At 48.9% G+C, this 26919-nt stretch carries 17 protein-coding genes; 11 read left to right on the forward strand and 6 right to left on the reverse strand.

Annotated features, from left to right (window positions below):
• Positions 1-23 precede the first annotated feature (23 nt).
• The 4 genes from BLR73_RS06500 (at position 24) to BLR73_RS06515 (ending at position 6256) form a co-directional block, all read left to right on the forward strand.
• The gene (locus BLR73_RS06500) at positions 24-1589 is read left to right on the forward strand and encodes a RagB/SusD family nutrient uptake outer membrane protein (RefSeq protein ID WP_091860336.1); all 1566 of its coding nucleotides are present in this window, start codon (positions 24-26) and stop codon (positions 1587-1589) included.
• Between the two features lie 64 nt (positions 1590-1653).
• The gene (locus tag BLR73_RS06505) at positions 1654-2568 is read left to right on the forward strand and encodes a hypothetical protein (protein ID WP_091860339.1); all 915 of its coding nucleotides are present in this window, start codon (positions 1654-1656) and stop codon (positions 2566-2568) included.
• Positions 2569-2617: 49 nt separating this feature from the next.
• Positions 2618-3823, forward strand: a complete 1206-nt coding sequence (locus BLR73_RS06510; protein WP_091860342.1) for an esterase — start codon at positions 2618-2620, stop codon at positions 3821-3823.
• 42 nt (positions 3824-3865) lie between these two features.
• On the forward strand, positions 3866-6256 hold the full coding sequence (locus BLR73_RS06515) for a beta-glucosidase family protein (RefSeq protein ID WP_091860345.1): 2391 nt from the start codon (positions 3866-3868) through the stop codon (positions 6254-6256).
• 417 nt (positions 6257-6673) lie between these two features.
• Here the strand turns inward: BLR73_RS06515 and BLR73_RS06520 are convergent, their stop codons facing one another.
• Positions 6674-8704, reverse strand: a complete 2031-nt coding sequence (locus BLR73_RS06520) for an Ig-like domain-containing protein (RefSeq protein WP_091860348.1) — start codon at positions 8702-8704, stop codon at positions 6674-6676.
• 372 nt (positions 8705-9076) lie between these two features.
• On the opposite strand from BLR73_RS06520, the gene BLR73_RS06525 reads away from it, so the two are divergent.
• The 7 genes from BLR73_RS06525 to BLR73_RS06555 all read left to right on the forward strand — a co-directional run bounded on the left by BLR73_RS06525 (position 9077) and on the right by BLR73_RS06555 (position 17739).
• Positions 9077-9694 carry a fumarylacetoacetate hydrolase family protein gene (locus tag BLR73_RS06525; RefSeq protein ID WP_013063311.1) on the forward strand — a complete coding sequence of 206 codons (618 nt, stop codon included), beginning with the start codon at positions 9077-9079 and terminating at the stop codon, positions 9692-9694.
• 36 nt (positions 9695-9730) lie between these two features.
• On the forward strand, positions 9731-12871 hold the full coding sequence (porU, locus tag BLR73_RS06530) for a type IX secretion system sortase PorU (protein ID WP_091860351.1): 3141 nt from the start codon (positions 9731-9733) through the stop codon (positions 12869-12871).
• 81 nt (positions 12872-12952) lie between these two features.
• Positions 12953-14095, forward strand: a complete 1143-nt coding sequence (gene porV / locus BLR73_RS06535) for a type IX secretion system outer membrane channel protein PorV (RefSeq protein WP_091861247.1) — start codon at positions 12953-12955, stop codon at positions 14093-14095.
• A 99-nt stretch (positions 14096-14194) separates the two neighbouring features.
• Positions 14195-14674: a 2-C-methyl-D-erythritol 2,4-cyclodiphosphate synthase gene (gene ispF, locus BLR73_RS06540; RefSeq protein ID WP_028906791.1), complete on the forward strand. Its 480-nt coding sequence runs from the start codon at positions 14195-14197 to the stop codon at positions 14672-14674.
• A 410-nt stretch (positions 14675-15084) separates the two neighbouring features.
• A complete protein-coding gene (locus tag BLR73_RS06545) occupies positions 15085-16359 on the forward strand; it encodes a glycosyltransferase family 4 protein (protein ID WP_091860354.1) in 1275 nt (424 codons plus the stop codon).
• A complete protein-coding gene (locus tag BLR73_RS06550) occupies positions 16356-16934 on the forward strand; it encodes an LbetaH domain-containing protein (RefSeq protein ID WP_091860357.1) in 579 nt (192 codons plus the stop codon). The genes BLR73_RS06545 and BLR73_RS06550 overlap by 4 nt, the downstream gene beginning before the upstream one ends.
• Position 16935: 1 nt before the next feature.
• Positions 16936-17739, forward strand: coding sequence for a glycosyltransferase family 2 protein (locus BLR73_RS06555; protein ID WP_091860360.1), 804 nt, complete (start codon positions 16936-16938; stop codon positions 17737-17739).
• Between the two features lie 4 nt (positions 17740-17743).
• Here BLR73_RS06555 and BLR73_RS06560 read toward each other — a convergent pair whose 3' ends face one another.
• From BLR73_RS06560 to BLR73_RS06580, 5 genes are all read right to left on the reverse strand, one after another.
• The gene (locus tag BLR73_RS06560) at positions 17744-19558 is read right to left on the reverse strand and encodes an alpha-amylase family glycosyl hydrolase (protein ID WP_091860363.1); all 1815 of its coding nucleotides are present in this window, start codon (positions 19556-19558) and stop codon (positions 17744-17746) included.
• Between the two features lie 118 nt (positions 19559-19676).
• On the reverse strand, positions 19677-21026 hold the full coding sequence (locus BLR73_RS06565) for an Outer membrane protein SusF domain-containing protein (RefSeq protein WP_091860366.1): 1350 nt from the start codon (positions 21024-21026) through the stop codon (positions 19677-19679).
• Between the two features lie 20 nt (positions 21027-21046).
• Positions 21047-22108, reverse strand: a complete 1062-nt coding sequence (locus BLR73_RS06570; RefSeq protein WP_091860369.1) for a cadherin repeat domain-containing protein — start codon at positions 22106-22108, stop codon at positions 21047-21049.
• Between the two features lie 34 nt (positions 22109-22142).
• Positions 22143-23732 (reverse strand): RagB/SusD family nutrient uptake outer membrane protein, encoded by a 1590-nt coding sequence (locus BLR73_RS06575; protein WP_091860372.1) that lies wholly within the window; start codon positions 23730-23732, stop codon positions 22143-22145.
• 19 nt (positions 23733-23751) lie between these two features.
• Positions 23752-26781 (reverse strand): SusC/RagA family TonB-linked outer membrane protein, encoded by a 3030-nt coding sequence (locus BLR73_RS06580; RefSeq protein WP_091861250.1) that lies wholly within the window; start codon positions 26779-26781, stop codon positions 23752-23754.
• Positions 26782-26919 lie beyond the last annotated feature (138 nt).

Genomic DNA, 26919 nt, shown 5'->3' on the forward strand with positions numbered 1-26919 from the left:
AGAATTGAAAAATTGAAATCATTATGAAAAAGAAAATCATATATATCGCCATGTTGGCTGTTTCATCGCTCGGCTTTAGCAGCTGCGACAGCGAGCTCGACATTGCCAAGCACGGCAACCTGGGAAGTATGGAAGACTTCTACACCAACGACGAGAACACCATGCAGGCCACCTCTTCGCTCTATCTGCAGATGCGTAGCCTACATTACAATTGGTTTATGACCAAGAACTGTCTGTCTGACGATGTCTGGACAGGTGGCGGTTCGCGTGGCGACAACGCCGAAATGGAGAAACTCAACGAATACACCTTCGGCACCGATCACGGTATGGTTCAGAGCCTCTACTCGGGTCTCTATGGCGTCATCTACAAAGCCAACCTGATTATCGACAAGACACAGGGAGAAACCTCTATTATGAAACGCGCCATCAACGAGGCTAAGGTGTTCCGTGCATGGGCTTCGTTCGAACTGGTAACCCTGTTTGGCACAGCTCCTGTTGTGGACCACCTGTTGGAACCAGGTGAGTATCGCTTAGCCAACAGCGATCCTGCAGAGATGTGGGCACTCGTCGAGAACGACCTGAACGAAGCCATCAACAGCGGCACCCTGCCCTCGAAGAGCGACGTGAACGATGCCGAGGGAGGTATCCGCATCACCAAAGAGACGGCTCAGGCTTTCTTAGGTAAAGCTTATCTCTTCGAAGGTAAGTACAGCGAGGCTGCCGCCATGCTCGACAATGTGATTAACTCAGGCAAATACGCACTCTATCAGGGTGAGTACGATGCGCAGTTCCATGCTGCAGCCAACAACAACTGCGAGTCGGTATTCGAACTGCAGAAGCGTAACGATACCGAGCAGATGTGGAACCAGTTCGACATGGGTCTGCTGATGCAGGGCTGGCGTACCGACAAGATGAACTACAGCGGACAGGCAGCTGCCGTGATTGCCCAGGGTACCTATGGATTCATGAACCCACGCAAGTCGCTCTACGATGCGTTCGTGGCTTGGGAAGGTGCTAACGGCTACCGTCTGAACAAAACCATGATGACCTACGAGCAGCTGAAGAACTTTGGCGTTAGCATCCAGACGGGCGCCTTGGTATATGGCTGCGAGGGTTACTTTATGTGGAAGAACCAGTCGCTGAAGGAGGACTGTGTTGTCGATCAGTCATTCTTCCAGGGCGTTCAGTTCACCAATCTGAAGATTATGCGCTATGCCGAGGTTCTGCTGTTGGCCGCCGAGGCTCAGCTGCAGGCAGGCAACAGCAGCAAGGCACTCGACTACATCAATCAGATTCGTATCCGCGCCAAGGAGACACCGCTGACCAGCGTAACGCTGAACGACATCAAGACCGAGAAGCGCCTGGAGCTCTGCAACGAGAGCGTACGTTTCCAGGATCTGGTTCGCTGGGGCGATGCAGCGTCGGCACTGGGTCAGCAGGGTAAGGAGATACCGGCCTTCGGTACCGAGGGTGTACAGTGGCTCTTCAAGAACGATAAGTATGGTTTCCAGGAGAAGCACAACCTACTGCCAATCCCTCTGAAGGAAATCGAACTCAACCCCAATATGACTCAGAACACGGGATGGTGATGGAAAATTAAAAAATTAAAAAATTAAAAAATGTAAGAATGAGAAAATGTAAAAATTGAAAATTATGAAAAAGTTTAGATATATCATCATGTTGTTGGCTGTGATTGGCTTTACGGCTTGCGACAATAAATCAATCGAAGACCTGCAGGGCGAGTTCAACAACATCACCTTCTGCACCTTCAATAACGGCAGCGTACAGCCTACCACCAAGTTGGGTAAGGGCATCAAGGCGCTGAACACCCAGTTTACCGATGCTGCAGGCAACAGCCTCAGCCTCAGCTTTGGCAGCAAGGAGTGGATTCTTGGCGAGGGGACCTATCAGCCTGTAGCCACCCTCACTACAGGTGGTACTTATGCTGGTACTATCAATGGTGCAACCATCAGCGAGGGTAGCATCGACGTGAGCGCCGTCAACGGTTGCTACTTTATCAGCGGACTGGTAAAGACCACCGACGGTAAGCAGTATAAGACATACTATAAGGGTGAGCTGAGCTTCATCGTAGGTGAGGATGATCCTGAGCCCAGCGGCTATACCATGACCATCGCAACGAGCGAGGTTGCCATCATGGACTGGACCACCTTCCAGAACACCGTTTATCCCGACGTTACCAAATATACCATTACCGTCAAGGATCCTAATGGTCAGCAGGTAGCCATGTTCGATGCCATCAATGGCAACAACAAGCAGGCAGCCGACCTGGCTGGCACCTATACCATCGTTGGCGATGCGCATGATGCCATGCAGATAAGCGCCGGCTACTCAATACCCGATTACGGTATGGCAGGCGGCACCAGCTATCTGGATAATGGCGGCACAATGCAGTATCTGACAGGTGGAAGCGTGGAGATAACCACCGCTAAGAGCGCCGAGGGCGAGACCCTGTTCTCATTTAAGGGCACAGGCCTCGAAACCATCGATGCTGCAGGTACTACCGGTAGCGGTGCATTCAATTTGATGTTCATTTCACTTGTAAAGTAAGAAAAAAATCGTATATTTGCAGCGTGAATAGCTAAAAAAAATAATAATAATGAAGAAACTAATGCTTATGGCTGCCCTCTGCCTGATGGGCATGGCAGCCCAAGCTCAGCAGAACCTGAGCTGGGGTCAGGGCCCACAGGTGGCCTCGCCCGACGTACATGCCGACAACAGTGTGACATTCAACCTCATTGCCCCCGAGGCACAGAAGGTGCAGATTACCGGCGATTTCCTAGCCCCGAAAAAGGTAGAATTTGGCGGTAACACCTACGACGCTCCCAACGTGGTGGACTTGGTAAAGAACGAAAAGGGTGTTTGGAGTTTCACGACCGAACCCCTGAAGCCCGAGCTTTATACCTATAATATGATTGTGGATGGTGTAAAGATTATCGACCCGCTGAATGTGTATAACATCCGCGACATCAACAACCTGTTCAGCGTACTGCTGATTGGTGGCGACCAGCGTACCGACCTCTACAAGGTCAACAAGGTGGCTCATGGCACCGTTAGTAAGGTGTGGTACGAGAGTCCTACTGCCGGCCTCACCCGTCGTCTCACCGTTTATACCCCTGCCGGTTACGAAACCAGCGGTAAGGCGTATCCTGTACTCTACCTGCTGCATGGTATCGGTGGCGACGAGAATGCTTGGAGCGAGCTGGGTCGTGCAGCCCAGATTCTCGACAATCTGATTGCTCAGGGCAAAGCCGAGCCTATGCTGGTGGTGATGACCAACGGTAACATCTCGCAGGAGGCTTGTCCTGGCGAGACCAGCGAGGGATTCAAGGTGCCTACCATGATGCTGCCTAAGACCATGGAGGGTAGTTTCGAGACCGCTTTCCCCGATGTGGTGAAGTTCATCGAGAAGACCTACCGTGTGAAGAAGGATAAGGCCCACCGCGCCATCGCTGGACTGTCGATGGGTGGTTTCCACAGTCTGTTTATCTCCATCAACAATCCTGATATGTTCGGTTACGTCGGTCTGTTCTCAGCCGCAGTCGATCAGCAGCAGCCCAATGGTGGTTTCCCCAACATCTATGCCGACCGCAATGCTAAGATCGACCAGCTCTTTGCCAAGAACCCCAAGCTGTTCTGGATTGGTATCGGCAAAACCGACTTCCTCATCAAGAACAACAACGACCTGCGCGCTTATCTCGACTCGAAGCACCACAAATACACCTATCTGGAGACCGAGGGTGGTCATATCTGGCGCAACTGGCGAATTTATCTCTCAGAGTTCACTCCACTGCTTTTTAAATAATGAAAAAATGTAATAATGTAATAATTAAAAAGTTATATAATTATGAAGCAGTCAGATGGCTTAATTTTTAAATTTTCTCATTTTTACATTGCTGCAGCTGCTTTGCTGCTGACAGCCTGCGCTACAGCCGACAAACAAGGCCCTAAGAACACCATCAACAAGGAAGAGGTGATGAGCAAGCTCACACTCGAAGACAAGGCACACTTTGTCATCGGTACTGGTATGGCGGGCTTCTCGGGCAATGATGCTGTGATTGGCGCTACCCGTAGTTTAGTGCCTGGTGCCGCTGGTACCACCTACCCTCTCGATTCATTAGGTATTCCCGCTGTGGTATTGGCCGACGGTCCTGCCGGACTGCGTATCGATGCCAAGCGTGACAATGATTCAGCCACCTACTACTGCACCCACTTCCCCATCGGAACCTTGCTGGCCTCGACCTGGAACACCCAGCTCATCGAGCAGGTGGGACAAGCCATCGGCGAGGAGGTCAAAGAGTATGGTGCCGACGTATTGCTGGCTCCTGCCCTCAACATCATGCGTAACCCATTGTGTGGTCGTAACTTCGAGTACTACTCTGAAGATCCCGTGGTGGCTGGTAAGACTGCTGCTGCCTATATCACCGGTGTGCAGAAGAACGATGTGGGTACCAGCATCAAGCACTTTGCGGCCAACAATCAGGAGACCAACCGCATGAACAACGATGCGCATATCTCTCAGCGTGCCCTGCGCGAAATCTACCTGAAGGGCTTCGAGATTGCCATCAAGGAGAGTAAACCTTGGACGGTGATGACCTCTTATAATTATATCAATGGCGTTTACACCTCAGAGAGCAAGGACCTGGTAACCACTATTCTGCGTGATGAGTGGGGCTATGAGGGTACGGTGATGACCGACTGGTTTGGCGGCAAGGATGGTGCCAAGCAGATGTGGGCCGGCAACGACATGCTGCAGCCGGGTAAGGCCGAGCAGTTCGACAGCATCGTAGCTGGTGTGAAAAGCGGTAAGCTGAGCGAGGCCGACCTCGACCGCAGCGTCAAGCGCATTCTGAACCTGGTTGAGAAGAGCCCCCGCTATCAGGGTTATAAGTATTCAAACAAGCCTGACCTCAAAGCACATGCTGCTGTCACCCGTCAGAGTGCTGCCGAAGGTATGGTACTGATGAAGAATGGTGGCGCCCTGCCTTTTGCCAAGACGGTAAAGAATGTAGCTCTGTATGGTAACACCTCTTACGATTTTATCGCTGGAGGTACTGGTTCGGGTAATGTGAACCACGCTTATGTGGTGTCGCTGCTCGACGGTCTGAAGAATGGCGGCTATACCGTTTCGGACGAGTTGAAGAACGCCTATGCCGCCTACGCAGCCGAGTGCAAGGCTAAGGTAGAGGCAGAAATTGCAGCTGCTGCCAAGAAAGATCCCAAGAACGCCATGCTGATGCGCTTCATGCCCCGACCATTGCCTGCCGAAAAGCAGTTCAGCGCCGACGAGCTCACAAAACAGGCCGCTGCTTCGGATATCGCCGTGATCACACTCGGTCGTATCTCGGGTGAGTTTATGGACCGCAAGGCTGCCGACTTCAACTTGAGTGACTCTGAGCGCCAGCTCATCACTCAGGTGTGCGACGTTTACCACAAGGCTGGCAAGCAGGTTGTGGTACTGCTCAATATCGGTGGCGTTATCGAGACAGCTAGCTGGAACACCCTGCCCGATGCCATCCTGTGCGCTTGGCAGGCTGGTCAGGAAGGTGGTAACAGCGTGGTTGACGTGCTCAGCGGTAAGCAGTCACCCAGCGGAAAGTTCACCATGACCTGGCCCGTGAAGTTTACCGATGCCTACAGTTCAAAGAACTTCCCCGTAGATCAGGATCCACGTATCGACATGACCAATCAGGGCTCAAAGAGCGCCAATGTGAAGAATGTGGATTATACCGATTACGAGGAGGATATCTACGTGGGCTACCGTTATTTCGACTCGTTCGATGTGCCCGTCAGCTATCCATTCGGTTTTGGTTTGAGCTACACCACCTTTGCGTATAGCGATGCCAAGATTGTTGAGAAGGGCAACGCCTACGAGGTGAGCGTAACAGTTAAGAACACCGGTAAGCACGAGGGTAAGGAAGTGGTTGAACTCTACATCTCAGCTCCCGACAACCAGGCTGCCAACAAACCCGTCAAGGAGCTCAAGGCCTATGGTAAGACCAAGCAGTTGGCTCCAGGCGAGAGCGAGACAATAACGATGACCGTACAGGCTGCCGACCTGGCTTCGTTCGACGAATCAGCCTCAGCCTGGGTAGTAGCCGCCGGCGAATACCAGTTCCTGGTAGGCGCCTCATCGCAGGACATCAAAGCCACTCTCAAAGCCAACGTCAAGGGTCAGCAGACCAAGGTTAACAACGTGCTGGCTCCCCAAACCCAGCTCAACCTCCTGAAGAGATAAAAACCTAATCAAATTTCTAACTCCCCCGCCGCCGATGAATCGTCCACCCGATCTCATCGGCGGCTTTTCTATGATACTAGAGCCCTTGTAGTATGATACTATAGGGGCTTTAGTATGATAGTAGAAGGTGTTTAGTATGGGGTTAGAAAACAAATTCAGTGAATTTGGTCATCAAATTCAGTGTATTTGGTGTGCAAATTCAGTGAATTTGAAAAGCCCCCCGTTACCTGTGTGGAGTGTGGTAGCGGGGAGCGAGGTTTAATTGAACTATATAAGTAGATATCCTGATCTAGCCAAACGTACATCTCGCTAGATGTAGGGTTTTATAAAGCCCCGCTACCTGTGTGGAGCGGTAGCGGGGCCGGGTCATCTAATTTTTGACTAAACTAATTTATTTGTTTAACCTAAATTGTGATATTACTCAGACTTCTTGTTTCTGATGTACTTAGGTCTCTCAGGACCAGTAATCGCGGTATAGTTTGTACCATCAGTACTGCCTTCGAATGTGCCAACCAAAGCACCGCTTACTGCGTGATGATCTGGGCTTTCTGCATAGAACTTACCACCAGAAACCTCAACATCACCCTTAACAGCAAATACAGTACCAGCAGGACCATAAACTTTCAGATCACCACCAGTCATTTTAACCTTAGTGTCTTGTTCTGCGGTTGCAGTAAACCCTACAATTTGACCGACGGCATCGGTTGTAGGACTACTTGTGCCGACAACAATAGTTCCATCACTAATATTCAGAGCATTTGTCTCGATTCCTTTAAAGTTAACTGTTCCATCAGTCTTGTTAATGGTAACAGATCCAATCTCAGTCAACGTTCTTGCAGCAGTTGTCTTAACCTTTTTAAGTGTAAGATCCGTAATGGTAGCCATATCATCAATAGGAGTTTCACTAATGACAGCTGTTCCAATATTTGTCAAAACACCTATAGAAGTAGCATTATCGATTGTAAGAGTTCCAACCTTATTCGCAGCACCTGCAGCACCGATAGCGCCTACAGAAGCCTTGGTAATAGCTAGAGTTGTAATGCCCTTCAAATCGTCTGCACTTGTACCTTCTGAAATGGTAACAGTTCCAACATTAGTCACATCATCTACATCTGGAGTACCTGTTGAAGCGACCTTAGTGAGGGTAAGAGCTGCAAATTTTTCAACATTCCAAGCAGTACCATCAGTAATATTAACATTTCCAGTACCTGTACCAACCAAATTCTTGATTGAACCATTAATAATGTTAACATTTTCAACAGCGTTAGCAGGAGCACTTATATTAACTCCACAAATATTAACCTCTTTGAACTCCTTAATGTTTGCGAATGTGGCAGCACCGGTTGCAGGTGTTACACCAGTCTTTTTCTGTGCAAAGAAATTCAGCTTATAATTCTGCGCTGCACTTTCATCCATAACGTCCTTTGATGTGCTAAAAGTAAAAGCATTATTCAGGATGATATTAACATCGCCCTTAACTCGAATATTATTATTAAAACCAGCTAAATTACGATCAACATAATACCAACCAGCATCAAGAGTTACATCAGTTGTTAAGAAAGCAGTCTTTCCTGCATTCATCAGCTTGTCACTCAGATCGGTATACTTCTGGCCAGCATAATCCTTGAACAAGGTCTCACGGATTTCAGAACCATCAGCTTTATAACCAGCAATGTAAGCAACACCTGGCTTTACCTCTACAACAAATGTATCAGTCTCCAACTGATCACTGAATGAAGTTATCTCGAAGCCATCAGGTACATCAGTTTTTGCAGCAATCTTTGCGATAACTTTTGCCATACCAGTATTGCCACTAAGAGTAATTTTTCCGCCTGCTGTTGAAGAAATAATACCATTAGGATCAACTGTTGTGGGATCACCCTTTTTATTAGGAACCGTAGTATAAGTAATGTTCAAGCCATCAGTACCCAATGCAGGCCATACATCCAGAACCTCAGTCAGATCAACGGTGGTAGCTGGGGTAGCTGGGGCAGCTACAACATCAGCAACATTGAGAATTGCTGGTTTAGCCTCATCAGTCAGAGCAATACGAGCGCGATAGTCCTTAACCTTTACAGTGAAGCTCTCTTCAGCCTCCTGATAAGTCTGCTTACCGTTACTATCCAAACCTGTGGCCTTAACGATAATCTGACACTCACCTTCGCCAACACCTGTAATCTTACCATTAGCATCAACGGTAGCCACCTTCTCATCAGATGAAGAGTACACAAGCTGTGCACCGGTAGCAGCAATACCCTTACGGATAAAGGTTGCCTTCTCAGGATGAGCAGCATGCAACTCAAGGTTAACAGCAGCCTGACTAACAGTTAAGTGCGATGGAATGGGATTGTCAACGTCGCCAAACACATCGTCACAACTTGCAATTACCAGAGGAGTGCAGATCAGAACAGCTGCCTGCATCAGGCTCTTAAAATTGTTCTTTTTCATAAGCTTTAAAGTTTTAAGTTAATAAATTAAAAGAATATCTATCTTAAACAAACTATATGTTTTTTTTATTATTGGTAAATAATGTACGCGTTCGGAAGAGACGCGTACCTATCTAAAGGAATTTTCTTTTATGATGATTAGATTTTCTCATACATTCCAAATTGTCTTAGATTGCTCTAAACTTTTTGGCAAATATAAGTAAAGTTTTAGATATACACAAACCTTTTGACTATTATTTATCGTTTTTTAACACTTTTATTGTTTCGTCCCAATTTTCACCTCTTTTATATATATGGACCAAATAAGCATTAAAGTCGAAAAAGTTGCGTTTTATTTGGATATTCACTGAATTTACACTATCTTTGCAGCCATATGAAGATATTTGCTATTGGCATGAACTATGCCGCACATAACCAGGAGTTACATGGGACGCTGAAGCGCCCTGATGAGCCTGTGATATTTACGAAGGCCGATTCGGCGATACTGAATCAGGGTAAGCCATTCTTTATCCCCGACCACCTGGGGCGTATCGATTACGAGACCGAGGTGGTGGTGCGTATCTGTCGTTTAGGCAAGAACATCCCCGAGCGTTTTGCCCATCGCTACTACGATGCCGTGACCGTAGGTATCGACTTTACAGCTCGCGACCTGCAGCGCAAGGCCAGCGAAGCCGGACAGCCCTGGACCATCTGTAAAGGGTTCGACGGTTCGGCTGCCATCGGCGAATGGGTGCCCAAGGAGAAGTTCATGGATCTGCAGGCCCTGCACTTCCATCTGGATATGAACGGACAGACCGTTCAGGAGGGTTGCACCAGCGATATGCTGTATAAGATAGATGAGATTATTGCCTACATATCGCAGTTCTTTACCCTGAAGACAGGCGACATACTCTACACCGGCACACCCGCTGGCGTGGGTCCCGTAAAGATTAACGACCACCTGGAAGGTTGGCTTGAAGAACGAAAAGTGCTTGACTTTCATTGCAAGTAACGCAATAAAACACAGCTCTTTACGTTAATACATATAGTGAAGACCATCAGCACGTTACTTTCAGTGCTGCTCATGATAGCCTTAGGCACCACAGCCAAGGCACAAGGGCGGTATGCGGAACACTCGGTGCTCCGCGAGGGTAACTGGGCAAAAATCAGCGTTGCCGAGAGTGGTTTTTACGAACTAACAGACGAATTGGTTAGAAAAGCAGGGTTTAGCGATGCCAGTAAAGTAAAAATATACGGCTATGGCGGCGCGCTGCAACCCGAACGCCTGACAGGCGATTACCTGACGGCTACCGACGACCTGAAAGAGCTGCCCACCTGCACCATGAACGGTAAGCGGATATTCTATGGCGTGGGGCCGGTTAACTGGTATAATAAGGAATCGCTTGCGCGCACGCGTAACCCTTATGCTGATTACGGCTATTATTTCCTGACCGAGAGTGAGGGTGATCCGCTGACTACCGACAGCGCCACCTTAGTTGGCCAGCACTACCCCGCCAACCATGATTACCACCAGCTGTACGAGGTGGATAACTATGCCTGGTACCACGGCGGGCGCAACCTGTTTGATAAAACACTCTACACCATCGGCACACCCCAGACTTACAAGCTGAAGGCCACAGGCAGCACAGGGCGTATAGGCATAGCCCTTACAGCCGATGCCGACTACGAGGCTACCATCAGCGTAAACAATTCGGTGATAGCCACCATCAGTAAGAAAATCACATTAGACAGCTATACCAAAGCCGACGAACAGCTGTGGCAGTACGACCTGCAGAACCTGAAGACCGAGAACACCATCAGCATTACCCAGACCGCTGGCGGCAACCTGCGACTGGACTACATCGACCTGCAGCACGCAGAGCCTGCGCCCATCACCATCGGCGAGCCCACCTACGTGTATCGCATCACCAATCAGGATCACCATGCCGATGCCGCCACCGATATGGTGATTATCATCCCCACCAGTCAACACCTGTTGGCACAGGCCGAACGTCTGAAAGCCCACCACGAACAGCACGACGGACAGCGTGTAACCATCGTACCTGCCGCCGAGCTGTATAACGAGTTCAGCAGCGGCACCCCCGATGCCACTGCCTACCGACGCTATCTGAAAATGCTGTACGACCGTGCCACCACACCAAACGATAAGCCGCGCTACCTGCTGCTGTTTGGTGATGGCGCTTGGGACAACCGTATGCGCACCAGCGAGTGGAGCGGCTACAATACCGACGACTATCTGCTGTGCTACGAGAGCGAGAACTCGTTCAGTCAGGTAAACTGCTACGTCAGCGACGATTTCTTCTGTCTGTTGGATGACGAGGAGGTGATACAAACCACCAACGGCAACAGCACCACCTATGCCGGCAAGCCCGATGTAGCTGTTGGTCGTCTGCCTGCCCGCACCCCAGACGAGGCGAAGACACTGGTGGATAAGATTATCAGTTACGCCCAGAACGAGTATGCCGGCCCATGGCAGAACGAGATATGCATGATGGGCGACGACGGCAACGACAACTCGCACATGAAGACTGCCGACAAGGTGGCCACGATGATAGAGAGCACCTACCCCAACTACAATGTAGATAAGATTTACTGGGATGCCTACCAGCGCACCTCGTCGAGCACGGGCTATAGCTACCCTGATGTAACCCGACTGATTAAACAGCAACTGCAGAACGGTGCGCTGATGATGAACTACTGCGGACATGGTGCCGCTTATGCTATGAGTCATGAGCTGGTGATGAAGCTAACCGACTTTGAAAGTCAGCAGAGCAACTACCTGCCACTGTGGATGACAGCCTCGTGCGACATCATGCCCTTCGACGGACAGGAAGAGAATATCGGCGAGACCGTGATGCTGAACAGTAAAGGCGGCGGCATAGCCTTTTTTGGCACCACCCGCACCGTATATGCCACCTATAACGAGGTGATGAACCTGGCCTTTACCAAGCATGTGCTTACCCCAGGCATGGCTATCGGTGAGGCCGTACGCCTGGCCAAATGCGAACTGGTAGAGAAAAGCAGCGACCTGACCTGCAACAAACTGCAATACACCCTGTTAGGCGACCCAGCCCTACAGCTGAACACGCCCCGACAAAAAATGGTGGTAGATAGTATTAACGGTATGCCTGCTACCCAGGGCATTAAACTGGCAGCAGGTTCGATCGTAAAAATAACCGGTCATGTAGAACTGAACAACGAGACCGACACTGACTTTAACGGTATCGTGACCCTGTCGGTACGTGACGCCGAAGAAACCATCACATGCCGATTGAACGACCGATCGAGCACTGGAGCCGACAAAGCTTTTGTGTATCAGGACCGCACCAACTACCTGTACCGCGGATCGGAGAACGTCACCGAAGGTGTTTTCCACTTCACTTTCGCTATCCCCAAGGATATCAGTTATACCGACGGTAGCGGCTTGATGACGCTCTACGCCATTAATGCCGATAAGACGCGCTCGGCCCACGGCGAGAACGAGAGCTTTGAGTTGATAGGCAGTAGCACAGCACTGACAGATTCCATTGGCCCGTCGGTTTACTGCTACCTGAACTCGAAAAACTTTAAGAACGGCGGCAAGGTAAACACCACGCCTTACTTTATAGCCGAACTCTACGACGACAGCGGTATCAACGCATCGGGCAGCAGCATCGGTCACGACCTGGAGCTGATTATCGACGGCGACATCAACAAGACCTATAACTTGAACAACTATTTTGAGTACGACTTTGGTGACTACCGCAGCGGTAGCATCGGCTTTAGCATACCCCAACTGAGCATCGGCACCCACAAGCTGCTGTTCAGAGCTTGGGACATTCTGAACAACTCGACCACCACTGAACTGCTATTCGAGGTGAGCGAGGATGCGGGTTCAGGCGAATTCAACGTTACCTGCACACAGAACCCAGCCAGCACCAACACCCAGTTTGTGATTACCCACGACCGTCCTGGCAGCGAACTGAAGGTAACACTGGATGTGTTTGACTTGGGCGGCAGACAGCTTTGGCGACAGACCAATACTGTAATGGCAACTAACGACACCGTTACGATAGACTGGAACCTGAACGTAGCAGGCGGCAGCCGACTACACACAGGTCTGTACCTGTGCCGCCTAACCCTGAACGATGGCGATAGCCAAACCATCAAACTATTGATTAAACATTAAACATTAAAGATTAAACATTAAAGATTGAACATTGAAAAATTGAAGAATATGGAAGATAAAGGACGTATACTAAGGTGGGTGATGGTGACACTATTCACTATTCACTATTCACTTTTCTCTGCTTCGGCGCAGGACGAGAAGAACGCGATGTTCAACCCCGTAGAGCATGCCGTGATATCGCAGACGATTGCCCCCGATGCCCGTGGCGCCGGTATGGGTGATGTGGGTGCGGCTACTGATCCCGACGTGAACTCACAGTATTGGAACCCCGCCAAATACCCCTTCTGTATCAGTCGTGCAGGTATCGCCCTGAACTATACCCCATGGCTGCGCCAGTTGGTAAACGATATCGACCTGGCCTATCTGGCAGGCTACTACCGCATTGGCGACTATTCGGCCATCAGCGGTTCGCTGCGCTATTTCTCGCTTGGCGAGGTGTTTGCCAACGATGGCATGACAGTTAAACCCTACGAGATGTCGTTTGATGTGGCTTATTCGATGATGCTGAGCGAGAAGTTCTCGTTGGCTGCCGCTATCCGTTGGATATACAGCGACCTGCGCTACGACTACAGCGAAGACTCGAAACCCGCCTCGGCCTTTGCTGCCGACCTGGCGATGTACTATAACAACTACGTGATGCTGGGCAGCAGAGAGTGCCAGTTGGGCATTGGATTGAACATGTCGAACATAGGTAGTAAGATTAGTTACTACGGCGACGATGAGAGTCAGTTCCTGCCCGCCAACCTGCGCCTTGGTGCCTCGCTCATGGTGCCCATCGACGAGTACAACCGCTTTTCGATAGCCGCCGACGCCAACAAACTGCTGGTGCCCACCGTGCCCCGACAAGAAGAGGGCGAATCGAACAGCGACTACCAGGACCGCGTGCGCCGCGAGTATAGCGACATTAGTGCCATCAGCGGTATCTTCAAGAGTTTTGGCGATGCCCCGGGCGGACTGAGCGAAGAGTTGAAGGAGATACAATGGAGCGTAGGTGCCGAGTACGTGTACCACGATCAGTTTTCGCTGCGTGCCGGCTACCACCATCAGGCCGAGTCGAAAGGTAACCTGAAATATTTTACCGTGGGTGGCGGCTTTAAGATGAACGTGTTTTCGCTGGATGTGGGCTACGTGATATCAACAGCACGCAGCAACCCACTCGACCAGACACTGCGTTTCTCGCTGACATTTGATATGGACGGAATAAAGGACCTGTTCAGACATTGAACATTCTTGCGTCCCTTCGGTAGCAAGCGAGCATAGCTCGAGCGAAAGATTAAAGATTAAACATTAAAGATTAAAGATTAAACATTAAATATTTAGAATATGAAGATTAGAGTTGGTATGGGCTTTGATGTCCATCAGTTAGTAGAAGGCCGCGACCTTTGGATGGGCGGCATTAAGTTAGAACATAGTAAGGGATTGTTAGGTCACAGCGATGCCGACGTGCTGCTGCATGCCGTGTGCGATGCGCTGCTGGGCGCTGCCAACATGCGTGATATCGGCTACCACTTCCCCGATACCGCTGAGTTTACCGACGGTATGGACAGTAAGGTTATCTTGAAGAAGACCATCGAGCTGATAGCTACCAAAGGTTATAAGCTGGTGAACATTGATGCCACTATCTGCGCCGAGCGCCCAAAGATGAACCCACACATCCCCGAAATGAAAGCCTGCATGGCCCAGGTGATTGGCTGCGACGAAGATGATATCTCTATCAAAGCTACCACTACCGAGAAACTGGGCTTTACCGGTCGCGAAGAAGGTATCTCGGCTTATGCTGTGGTGCTGATTGAAAAGGCATAAAAAGAGTGATGCCACAACCCTCACGAGCTGTGGCATCACAAAAGCCTATGTTTAACTAAAAATCCTTTTCGTATAAAAAAGAAATTTTCAGCCCACAAGGGCCAAAAATTTGAAAGTTTAAAAGGGAGCTTCACAGCGACCTCCAGTTATCCCACTGTTGAAAACTTTCTTTTACCAATAACTAAAAACCTAAAACTATAAATATTACTACTAACCTAAAACAATCTAATCTATTAACCTTTTGACGGGTGCAAAGGTACGACGTTTTTTCGAATCTCACAAGTTTTTCTGCGTTTTAAGTGTATAATTACACGTTAATCTTGATTTATATCAAGTCTTGTGCACGGACACAACATATATTTACGTATTTTCACTTGGTTTTAACAAAAACTTATTGTACCTTTGTCCCCATGAAAATACTCATAGTAAATACAAGCGAGCGTACAGGCGGGGCTGCTGTAGCAGCCAACCGCTTGATGAAGGCTCTTAATAATAGTGGTGTAAAAGCCAAGATGCTGGTACGCGATAAGGAATCGGATACCCTGACGGTTGCCCAACTCCCTAAGTCGCCTATGAAGCGCTGGCATTTCCTATGGGAGCGACTGGTGGTGTTCTTCCATCTGCACTTCAGCAAGCAGCACCTGTTTGAGATCGACATCGCCAATGCAGGAACCGACATCACCAACATGCGCGAATTCCAAGAGGCTGATATCATCCATCTGCACTGGATTAATCAGGGCATGCTGTCGCTCAGCAGCATCCGTAAGATTCTGCGTAGCGGCAAACCTGTGGTATGGACCATGCACGATATCTGGCCAGCCACCGGTATCTGTCATTACACCCGTGGCTGTGGCTACTTTAAAACGGCCTGCAAGCAATGCCAGCTGTTGCCTGGTGGCGGCTCGGCGAACGACCTTTCGACCGCCATCTGGAACCAAAAGCAGAAATTACTGAGCGAGCACCACATATCGTTTGTGGCTTGCAGCAAGTGGTTAGAAGGCGAGGCCAAGAAAAGTGCCCTGCTACAGGGACAGCATATCTGCAGCGTGCCCAACCCCATCGACACGCATATCTATCACCCCGAAGATAAGCAGCAGGCCCGTCAGCGTTTGGAGCTGCCAACCGATAAGCGCATCATACTGTTTGTATCGCAACGTGTTACCGACGACCGCAAGGGCATGGCCTACTTTACCGATGCCATCAACCGCTTAGCAGAACAGCATCCAGAAGCACGCGAGAACACGGTGATAGCCATCTTAGGCGGACACGCGGAGGATGTAGCTCCCCAGTTGGCACTGCCCGTTTATCCGTTAGGCTATGTAAACGACGAGAAACGCATTGTAGATGTTTACAATGCTGCCGATGTGTTTGCGCTGCCATCGCTTGAGGACAATCTGCCTAACACCATTATGGAAGCCATGGCCTGCGGTGTGCCCTGCGTAGGATTCAGAGTAGGCGGCATTCCAGAGATGATCGACCATCAGAAGAATGGCTATGTGGCCCGTTTCCGCGATGCCGACGATCTGGCTACAGGTATCAACTGGGTGCTTAGCAATACCGACTATGCACAACTCTCTCAGCAAGCCGTACATCAGGTTAACATGAGCTACTCACAGCGCAGTGTGGCCTCGAGATATATCGAAGTGTATAATCAGGCTATGGCCTACAAGCATTACAAGATATGAATCCATTGACTCAAGCCGTGATACTATCGGCCTCAACCCTGCGCATGATTCCACATATTATATTATATATGGCGAATCGCAGCAAGATAGCTCCCGATTTAGAGAAGTACTCTGCCGATGGCTGTGGCATTGGTGCCTTTATCAAAGTATGCACCCGACAGCGTGTGTTCCGCAACCTGTTTTATTACCGCTTGGGCGAGTATGTATCGGTATTCATCAAATGGATGCTTCCCCCCGATCCTACGCTCCACATCTGGTGCCCAAGCATCGGACCTGGCGCCCACTTTGAGCACAACTACGCCACCTACCTGAATGCCGAGCGTATTGGTAGCAATTTCTATTGTCTACAGCTGGTGACATTAGGCAACGACGGCAAGATGCAGCGCCCCATCATCGGTGATAACGTGAAGATATTTACCGGCGCCACCGTTTTTGGCGGCATCACCATCGGCAACCATGTAACCATCGGTGCCGGCGCCGTGGTATCCAAGAACGTACCCGACAACTGCACCGTCGTCGGTAATCCCGCCTACATCGTTAAGAAAGACGGACAGAACTGTAAGATTGAATTATAATATGAGTGAGATACGAATTACATACGTTACCATTACCTATAATGCAGCCAAGGTGCTGAAACGTACACTCGACAGTGTGCTTGAGCAGGATTATCCCAACATCGAGCACCTGATTATTGATGGTGCATCGACGGATGACACGCTGAAAATGGTAAACGACTACATTACCCAATCGAATGCAGCCGAAAACGGCCATCAGATTCAAGTAACATCGGAGCCCGACAAGGGTATCTACGATGCTATGAACAAAGGTCTGAGATGCCTCACAGGCGATTACGTATGTTTTCTGAATGCCGGCGATTTCCTGCCCGCACCAGATATCGCCACCCGTATAGCGCTGGCAATAACCAACACCAACCACCCATCACCCAACACCTCGCAACTGCCAGCAGTTGCGTACGGCGACACCGACATTGTGGATGGCGAGGGGCATTTCCTGCACCACCGCCGACTGGCACCACCCAAACACCTTACGTGGAAATCGTTCCGCCAGGGCATGCTGGTATGCCATCAGGCTTTTTATGCCCGCGCCGATTTCGCCATTGCCACACCTTATGATATGCAGTACCGCTACTCGGCCGATGTTGACTGGTGTATCCGAGTGATGAAAGCAGCTGCCAAGGAGAATGTGCCCCTACTGAACCTGCACATGATAGTGGCCAACTACACCCAAGAGGGACAAACAACACTCCACCACCGCGAATCGCTCATGGAGCGATACCGAGTGATGGAGCATCATTACGGACGCGTGCAAACCTTGCTACTACACTGTTGGTTTGCCGTCCGCACGTTTCTCAAATACTAACTAACTATCTCACTATGAACTTCTGCTTATTAATAATGTAAACCCCAGGTTTCAGCGAACTCTTGGTGGTTCCTACCTGCCGGCCTTGAAGATCGAAGACGGCATGCTCGGCAGGCTGACCCGTCATATCGATATGACGTATAGCCGTGGCTGTTACGGTGGCTTTCAACCCGTCTTTACCAAAGTAGTAGCCGCCGTTGGTATAATTCATATTACCTGTCTGCATACCACCACCACTAAAAATAATGTTATCGGGATTTACTGAACCTGTTACAGTCCACTTCCAAACGCTGTTACCATTATCGGCAGTACCCAATTTAGTGGCAGAAACACCAGGCCAGTTGGTGCCGAGGTAATCCTCACCCTTACCATTGTTCATCCAAGCCCATACGAATATCTGACTGCCCCATGAGATAGGTGCCTCGAAGAAAGCACAGCGCTCACCCTCTTCCATGGTACAGAAAGCAGGAACTCCAGCGTATTCACCATCTTTCTCTTCCTCGGTATTGATCTCTGGATAAACAATAGTTGCAGGATCAAGATCGCTCACATAATATACATAATGATAACCGCTAATCGCTTTTTTCCAATTTCCGTTTGTGGGGGGAGTGTAATTAGCAGCTCCAGTGCCCACTACAACAAGCAGCTTACCTTTTGTACCTGTTGTCTGCACGGCATAATAGTCTTTATTAGAAGCCATATTCGCATAAGCACTCGTGTTGGTAATGCCAACAGCCTTACGTACAGTAATCATATTGGCAATCTCCTGCTTATAGGCCTTCCAATGCGTCAGGAACACACAAGGTGTGCCAGGCATAGCCAACATATAGGCATTGGCAGCCAAGGTATCTTTTTTTATAGGATCCTGAGCGGCATTAGCACGCTTCTCGGTATCGTGATTCTCTACGAATGTTACAGCATACCGGCTATAGCTGGCATCCTCATAGTTCTTACTTATTAACGGATAATTTCCATCATTCTGCTGTCCCAACTTAGTCCAATCGCTAGCATTGGCAGCATTGCGAACGGTATAGCGGAATTGGAAATCAAAGGCAGCACTTGTCTTCTGTGTGGCGTCTATCCAATTACGGATAGTGGCAGTACCATCCCAACATTCACCTACCGAGAATTGGGGTTTGCTATCTTCATTATATAGTTTTGTGTACGAACCAGAATAGCCCTTAACCATATCGTAGCGGAAACCAGTATAACCAAAATCCTCCAACAGCATCTTCAGATAAGCCTTTACAATGCGCTGCACGTTGGTACTCTTGTGATCCAAATCACGCATACCACCCCAGCCTTCGCCTGTATCATTATTAGCACTCAGACTGTACTTGTTTTTATCAGCCCAAGTCTTAGTGGCTCCATCATCGTCATCAGCACAGATATCAGTCGAAAACATCTCGTAAGTCTCACCTTTGTAGGTTTCTTTAGGAAAGTCAACCCAAGTGCTTACATTCTTGCGATGATTGATAACAACGTCGGCTATCGTTCCGATACCCTTCTCTTTAAACGTCGCAATCATTTTACGCAGGTCTTCTTCTGTTCCAAACGAGCTGTTATAGTTATTGAACCAGTACAAATCGTCGTATCCCATCGACTGACCGCCACAGTAACCACTCTGTGGAATCCAAACCAGGTCGAACACCTTCGAAAGGTCATCGGCCTGCTTCTCCAAACGTGTCCACTGCGAGTCGTTATAGCTATCCCAGTAGAACCCCTGTAGCATTACACCGCTATAATCCTTGGGCCAGCCCTGCGCCATCGCTGTAAGAACAACGAAACAAAATATCAATGATGAGTAAAATCTTCTCATATGCCTTTTAGTTATCTGTATTATTGATTTTGCTGCAAAGATATGAAAAAAGCCGCTTGGTTATTCCCCAAGCGGCTCATTTTATGCAAGTTATATTGTGCAAACGGTTGCACGAAGATTATTGCTTAGTCATCTTAAAGGTAGCCTTGCTATCGCAGTAAGCGAAGAGCTGGATAAAGTACTTACCAGCAGTAGCAACCTTGATGTTGTTACCACCCTGAGTAAGATTGTTCTCTGTGCCACCCCAGTTGATGTCCCAACCATCGTTAGCACGGAACTTCATCTCATCAGCAGCCAACTCTACAGTAGCTTCCCAAGCGCCAGTCTCCTTATTGTAAGTCATGTCGGTGTCGGCATCCCAGCCACCAGCCTGAGCAGGACCTACAATTCCGATAGTTGTAATCGGTGTGAGCTTATAGGTAAGAGCACCCAGGTCTACTTCTACCTTGTAATAACCAGCATCAGCACTCAGGTTACCAGCCTGCTCGGCCAAAGTTCCCTCGCTAGCGCCTTTTCCCCAATCAGGAGCATTCCAGTTGTCCTCGCCGCTACGGAACTTGAACTCACCATCCAAATACATAAAGCCAGTGTACTTACCATCGCCAGCAGGGCTATAGAGTGGAGAAGCAGGGCTACCCCATCCGTTGCCATTACCAGCCTGCCAGATGTAAGTATTGAAGTTCAGAGCATCGTACTTCCAGGTCTGGTCGAGCATATTAAACTCTACGCGATAAAATTTAGCTCCTTCAACATGAGGAATCTTCAAGTCGGCGCCTGCATTATTTGTAGCAAACTTACCCTCGGTATCAGATGCAGTGAGACACTTACTCCAGTCGCCACCGAGACCCGACTTAGGTGTTACTTTGAAGCTAATATCGCTTCCAGTAGCAGGAATCAGCACCTTGAAAACAGGATTCTCGTAAACATCGCCACCACCATTAGTAAGCTCGAGCGATGTATCGCTGTTATTCCAACTATTAGGTGTACCTGTGATGTAATAAGCCTCCTCAATCTCTGGAGCATTAGGAGTAGCAGTTAATGTTGTGCTAGAGATCTTAACAATAGAAGCACCCTTGACATTGATAGCAACACCAACCTCCATAGGAATGGTACGAGCAACAGGACGGCGACCGTAAAGACCATAAACTGCAGCCTCGAGCTCCTCGACATTAGCATAGCCTTCGGCGTCTACCTCAACCGGTGTCTGATTTTCGCCAGACTCGTCGCTCAGTACTACTTCATACTCAGTAGCTGCAGCACCCTCAGGACCTTCGATTGTTGAGTTGAACAGCAGCACCTTATCGCCACTGACAGTAGCAAAGTCGATAGGACTTGCAGGCGAGGCGGTAAAGCTGATGCTATACGGATCCTCGGGTGCATTGCTGAACGGCTCTGCCCAATCTTTATAATCGTCGGTACAACTTGCCATCAGCAAGGCCATACCCATTAATGATAATATCTTTTTCATAATTCTACGTCGTTATTAAGTTACTCGATAACTACATGATGTTTGTTCTCACAAGAGAGATAAAGCTTGTAGGTGTGAGTACCGCCGTCGCTATTCAGGTTTGCACCATCCTGTGTCAGGTTGTCCTCAGTTCCACCCCAGTTGATAGCCCAATCGTGGTTAGCACGGAACTTGTACTCGCCAGATACTTCGCCTGTTGTGCACTCCCAATAGCCACCTTCAACATTGTAAGTCATCTCTACGTCGCCAGCCCAATCGTTGAAGCCACCGATGATACTGATGTTGGTGATAGGTGTAACGCTATAGGTCATCTCGTTCAGGTCAACTGTAATCAGATAGAATCCAGCATCAACGCCTGGCATGTTAGGACCGCCGTCGATATTGGCAATCTTGCCTTCGCCGTCGTTCTCCCAGTCATTATTCCAGTCGTTCTCGTTTGGCTTGAACTTGAACTCACCATCGAGGTAGTAGAAGCCCTTATAGATACCATCCTGGTTAGGACTGCAGAGTGCATGAGCTGTACCCCAACCACTCTCATTACCAATCTCGTAAATATACATTGGGAATGCAGGAGCAATCTCGTCAGCAGGAACAACAATAATATTAACTGTATTAGAGTAGATAGTAGCTGCACCCTTGGTAGTAGCCGAAGCACGAACTGTAAGCGTTACAGTCTCAGGTGCATCATCACCCCAGTTACCCATGGTGTTGACAGCTGCAGCCAGTTTGGCAGCATCCATTGAACCAGAACCACCTGTAAAGGTAGCAGGCAGTGCAACGTAATCAGGAACCAGACTCTCGTTCTCCTCTGCTTCAGCTGTTGATACGGTGAAACTGCCATTGATAGAAGCCTCTAACTGGAACTCAGCCTCAACGGGGCATCCGTAATCAGGCGAAGACCATGTGAAAGGCAGTTCTGTTGATGTTTCCAGATTAACAGGCATGCTGGCATAGCCTGGAGTATTCAGCACAAATGTAGTAGGCTGACCCAGCGTTGGGTTGGAGTCGTTGTCATCGCTACAAGCGGTGAACAGGCCCACGCTGCAAAGCAGCAGTAGTGTTGACTTCAATATTGTTTTCATAATTATCAATTCTTAATTATTCATTATCAATTAATCAATAGCCAGGATTCTGAGTCAGATTTGGATTGGCTGTCAGATCCGTTGTTGGGATAGCAAAGAGGTTCTTCGTTGCGTCGAAGTTGCGGCCATTAATGGCACCACCCTTCCACTGCCATACGTAATCGCTGCTACCACCAAACTTGCCAAAGCGAACGAGGTCCATACGACGACGACCCTCGAAGTAGAACTCACGGCACCACTCATCGCAAATCTCATCTAATGAGTAGTTAGCCTTAGTGTCGGCATTAGCACGGAGACGCAGTGTGTTAATAGCACTTGCTGCCTCGGCTGTAGTAGCTCCACCGTTCAAACGAGCCAGTGCCTCTGCATAAGTCAGATAAGCCTCAGCCGAACGCATCAGGAAGAAGTCGGCATCAGGGAACTGAGCACTGCTGGTTGCTGCGCCATTAGTGGTATAGTTATTATACTTAGCTACAGCATAACCATTCTTAAAGTTGCTAGGATCGGTGTTCTCGAGTTCACGACCTCTGGTGTCGAAGATGGCGCGATCGTCGCCAGCAGCCTTCACTACATCACTAGGAGCAGCCTCAGGAGCATCGTTACCAGGGAAGAACTTCTGGATGAGCTGAGGACGAGTGCGGTTACCACCCCAAGCCTCGGTTGTACCATTAACGTCTGACATGTCGGCATCGTGAGTAGAAGCGATCATGAAGAGAGAAGTACCCCAAGAGGTAGTGCGAACACCATCCTGCAGGATTGGGAATACAGCCTCGTAAGCAGCGCTTGTCTCACCATTGTCGCCCATAAACAGCATCTGGTAAGCACTCCACTTGCCAACAGCAGTGGTATTCAGCTTATAGCTTGAATCCATCACCTTCTTGGCATAGTCGGCAGCCTTCTGCCACTGAGCAGTGCCTGTGTAAACCTCAGCATTCAGATACAGACGGGCCAGCAGCAACCAGGCAGCAGCCTTGTCAACACGGCCATAACCAGCATCGGTCGACTTCTTTGCTGTAGCAGCATTCAGCTGTGGCTCAATCTCCAACAGCTCGCTCTCTACAAAGTTGAACACTTCCTGACGTGAATACTGTACAGGCTTCTCAGAAGAGATCGAGGTTACGAAAGGAACATTACCCCAACCATCCATCAGATAGAAGTAGTTGAGCGCACGTATAAAACGAATCTCTGCTGTCATAGCGGTATTATAGTCGCCGAACTCCTGCAGATACTGATTGCAGAAAGAGATACCAGTGTACAAACGATAGTAGAAACCACGCAGCATAGGATGGCTGGCATCGTAAGTGTTATAGCAGAAGTTAGAAATACCCTCATCACCCCATCCGCAGATAGCCTCATCGGTAGTTAACTCCTGAGCGTTCCACAGCTGGCGAACATATCCTGAGGTACCACCATCGATACCGTCGACGTCGCAATCGCCGTTAGCACCACCGTTACCGGCTACAGCGATGTTTGCATAGCACTTGTTAAAGAGTGCCTCCGGCTGAATCTCTGTATTCAGGTTCGGGTCGATAGGTGTCACGTCCAGATCCTTCGTACAAGAGCTGAATCCTACTGCTACGAGTAAGGCAGCTGCCGGAATGATATTTTTGATATATGTTTTCATTGTTACCTTATTTATAATGTTAGAAGTTCAGATTCAAACCAAGGATGAATGAGATAGGACGGGGGTAGAGATTGTTGTCGATACCACCGAACACTTCTGGGTCGATGCCCTTGTACTTCGTGATGCAGAATACATTAGAAGCAGTAGCATATACACGACCGCTAACGCCCTTGTAGCTACCCATTGGGAGGAGGTTCTCGAAGCTGTAACCCAGTGTGATATTGTCGCACTTCAGGAACGAACCGTTCTGTACCCAGTGGTCAGACAGCTTAGCTTCCAGATCATAGGTCTGCCAATTGTAGTCGAGTGCTGCAACAGGACGGTTGCCGAAGAAGTTGTTACCGCTTGAGTAAAGCTCACCGGCACTCAGGTTAACATTACCCGACATCAGGTTGTTGAATACATAGTTACCAATGCTGGCACGGAGTGTGAAGCCGAAGTCGAAGTTCTTGTACTCCAGACGTGAGCTCAAACCCATGGTTACAGGAGCATCAGGACTCTTATAGTAGTACTTATCAGCCTCGGTAATAGTACCATCACCATTGCGGTCAACTACCTGTCCCTCGATAGGTTTGCCTGCATTATCGTAAACCTGCTGGTAAACATAGAACGAGCTCTTAGGATGACCTACGGCATGAGCCTGAGCTGTAACACCAGTACCACCACCGATACCACCTGTTGGAACGAAGTAGCTCTTATCGTCGCCACCTACCAGCTCGGTAATCTTGTTCTTATTGTAGGTAAAGTTGTAGTCAACGGTCCAGTACCAATCCTTAGCCTGAATAGGCTTAGCACCGATGGTAACCTCGACACCCTTATTCTCCATCGATCCGATGTTAGTCATCACGGTGTTCTTGAAGTTAGAACCAGCAGCTACGTTAGCACTGTTCAGCAGGTCGGTGGTCTTACGCAGATAAGCATCGATGCTGAAAGTGATTCGCTGATTCAGAACGCCGAAGTCCAAACCGATGTTATAAGTATCAGTTGTCTCCCACTTCAGTGATGGGTCGTAAGCATCTGGACGAGCCAATGAACCATCGCCACTGATATCGTAGTAGCTACCAACACCAGTATTCATGGCATAAATAGCAAAGTAGTTGTAATCGCCAATACCATCCTGCTGACCGGTCTTACCATAGCTCAGACGAAGCTTCAGGTCAGAGAGCCAGTTGATATCCTTAAAGAACTTCTCCTCATTAATCTTATATGCGAAAGCTGCTGATGGGAAGAGTGCCCAGTGATCCTGGAAACGTGAAGAGCCATCGTCACGTACAGTAGCTGTGAACATATAACGATCCATCAGCGTATAATTAGCACGTCCGAAGAATGAAACCAGATAGTTCTCGGTCTTATAGTTGTACATCGACCAATCGTGATACTGTCCGGGCTTCTCAGCATTTGTGCTGGGATATGCTCCCCAGTAGTTGTTACGCTGTGAGCGCCAGAAGTGCTGCCACTCGTAACCTCCCATCACATCTACATGATGAATCTTTGCAAAATCCTTGTAATACTGAGCATAAGCCGAAAGGGTGAGGTTACGCTTGGTAATGCGATCCCAACCATGTGAGCCGTAGTAGATAGCTGCAGGAGAAGAATTCTCAACATCTGTCCACTGCTTACCCTCTGAGACATCAGCACCTAAAGTAAGGTGGAGGCGAAGATCCTCGAAACCATGAATCTTATAGTCGGCCTCGGCATTACCGATAAACGAGCGGCTGATAGCACGGTCGTCCTTCAGCTCCAGCAGAGCCACTGGGTTGCTGGTAGCATTACGGTTTGTTGTTGTTGCCCATGAAGGATCGTTGAGTGATGAGCCAGGAACCTGCCACTCCCAGTAACCACCAAAGTTGGTAGCACTGTCGTCATGAACAGGCTTGGTTGGGTCGAAAGCAACAGCAGCACCAATAGCACCAGTGTCAGCATACTGCGACTTAGCCCACATGCCCTTGGCATTCAGGTTCAGAGTAAGGTGATCGTCGAACAGTGATGGGTTCAGGTTCACAGATGCAGTGTAACGCTTAAAGTCGGATGTCTTCAAGATACCCTGCTGATCGGTATAACCAAGAGATACGCGATAAGGCAAGTTCTTGAATGCACCAGCTACGGTTACATTATGATCGTGGCTCCATGCAGTGCGGTAAATCTCCTTCTGCCAATCGGTATTAGCATCGCCCAGAGCAGCCAAAGCCTCAGCCTCACGAGAGTTGCCGGCATAAACCTGCTTAACCAATGCACGATACTGATCGCCGTCAAGTACATCAACAGTCTTCTTCTTCATACTCATGGTAACACTTCCTGAGTAGCTTACCTGAGGTGCACTACCCTTGCGGCCTTTCTTAGTGGTGATAATGATAACACCATTAGAACCACGGCTACCATAAATAGCAGTTGCCGAAGCATCCTTCAGCACGTTGAACGACTCGATATCCTGTGGGTTTACCATCGAGAGGGGGTTAGCAAGACCCTTCACACCGTTGTTATCCATAGGTACGCCATCGATAACAATCAGAGGGCTGTTTGATGCGTTCAGAGACGAACCACCACGAATACGGATGGTAGAGCCACCACCAGGGGTACCACCATCGCTGGTTACATTAACACCAGCAATCTTACCCTGCATCATTTCCTGGGCGTTAACAACCAAACCCTTGTTCTTTGTATCGGGCTTCAAAGCTGTAACCGAACCAGTCAGGTCGCTCTTTTTTACTGCACCATATCCGATAACCACTACCTCATTAAGTACAGCAGCATCGTCCTGGAGCGTAATCACCAAACTGGGAGCAGCCTTTACCGTCTGGCTCTGATAGCCAATATAGCTCACGGTAATGTTTGCACCCTGTTCTGCCTTCAGCACGAAGTTACCGTCGAAATCAGTAACAGTGGCGGCCTGTGTGCCGTCAACACGTACTGTTGCGCCGATAATGGGTTCGCCTGTAGCATCTTTCACATGACCTTTTACGTCAATCTGCGCAAAGGCACTTACCGATAGGAACAGACCTAAAATAAGGCCAATCATCCTCATCGGGAATTGAATGTTTACCTGCTTCATCATTACATTTGAATTAGAGTTAATTTGTTATTGTTATATCGTTTTAAGCTTCTTAGGAGCTTGAATTTACAGTTTCATCGGTGCAAAGATATATCAGATTTCAATACGATATTCTTTTTTCTGTTTAAAAATGTTATT

Origin of the sequence: Prevotella sp. khp1, from assembly GCF_900102205.1 — a bacterium.
GTDB classification, from domain to species: Bacteria; Bacteroidota; Bacteroidia; order Bacteroidales; family Bacteroidaceae; genus Prevotella; species Prevotella ruminicola.

What these genes read in the sequence shown, in the direction of transcription:
- BLR73_RS06500 (WP_091860336.1), top strand. Translation starts at nt 24, where the DNA reads ATGAAAAAGAAAATCATATATATCGCCATGTTGGCTGTTTCATCGCTC.
- BLR73_RS06505 (WP_091860339.1), top strand. Translation starts at nt 1,654, where the DNA reads ATGAAAAAGTTTAGATATATCATCATGTTGTTGGCTGTGATTGGCTTT.
- BLR73_RS06510 (WP_091860342.1), top strand. Translation starts at nt 2,618, where the DNA reads ATGAAGAAACTAATGCTTATGGCTGCCCTCTGCCTGATGGGCATGGCA.
- BLR73_RS06515 (WP_091860345.1), top strand. Translation starts at nt 3,866, where the DNA reads ATGAAGCAGTCAGATGGCTTAATTTTTAAATTTTCTCATTTTTACATT.
- BLR73_RS06520 (WP_091860348.1), bottom strand. Translation starts at nt 8,704, where the DNA reads ATGAAAAAGAACAATTTTAAGAGCCTGATGCAGGCAGCTGTTCTGATC.
- BLR73_RS06525 (WP_013063311.1), top strand. Translation starts at nt 9,077, where the DNA reads ATGAAGATATTTGCTATTGGCATGAACTATGCCGCACATAACCAGGAG.
- porV (WP_091861247.1), top strand. Translation starts at nt 12,953, where the DNA reads ATGGTGACACTATTCACTATTCACTATTCACTTTTCTCTGCTTCGGCG.
- ispF (WP_028906791.1), top strand. Translation starts at nt 14,195, where the DNA reads ATGAAGATTAGAGTTGGTATGGGCTTTGATGTCCATCAGTTAGTAGAA.
- BLR73_RS06545 (WP_091860354.1), top strand. Translation starts at nt 15,085, where the DNA reads ATGAAAATACTCATAGTAAATACAAGCGAGCGTACAGGCGGGGCTGCT.
- BLR73_RS06550 (WP_091860357.1), top strand. Translation starts at nt 16,356, where the DNA reads ATGAATCCATTGACTCAAGCCGTGATACTATCGGCCTCAACCCTGCGC.
- BLR73_RS06555 (WP_091860360.1), top strand. Translation starts at nt 16,936, where the DNA reads ATGAGTGAGATACGAATTACATACGTTACCATTACCTATAATGCAGCC.
- BLR73_RS06560 (WP_091860363.1), bottom strand. Translation starts at nt 19,558, where the DNA reads ATGAGAAGATTTTACTCATCATTGATATTTTGTTTCGTTGTTCTTACA.
- BLR73_RS06565 (WP_091860366.1), bottom strand. Translation starts at nt 21,026, where the DNA reads ATGAAAAAGATATTATCATTAATGGGTATGGCCTTGCTGATGGCAAGT.
- BLR73_RS06570 (WP_091860369.1), bottom strand. Translation starts at nt 22,108, where the DNA reads ATGAAAACAATATTGAAGTCAACACTACTGCTGCTTTGCAGCGTGGGC.
- BLR73_RS06575 (WP_091860372.1), bottom strand. Translation starts at nt 23,732, where the DNA reads ATGAAAACATATATCAAAAATATCATTCCGGCAGCTGCCTTACTCGTA.
- BLR73_RS06580 (WP_091861250.1), bottom strand. Translation starts at nt 26,781, where the DNA reads ATGAAGCAGGTAAACATTCAATTCCCGATGAGGATGATTGGCCTTATT.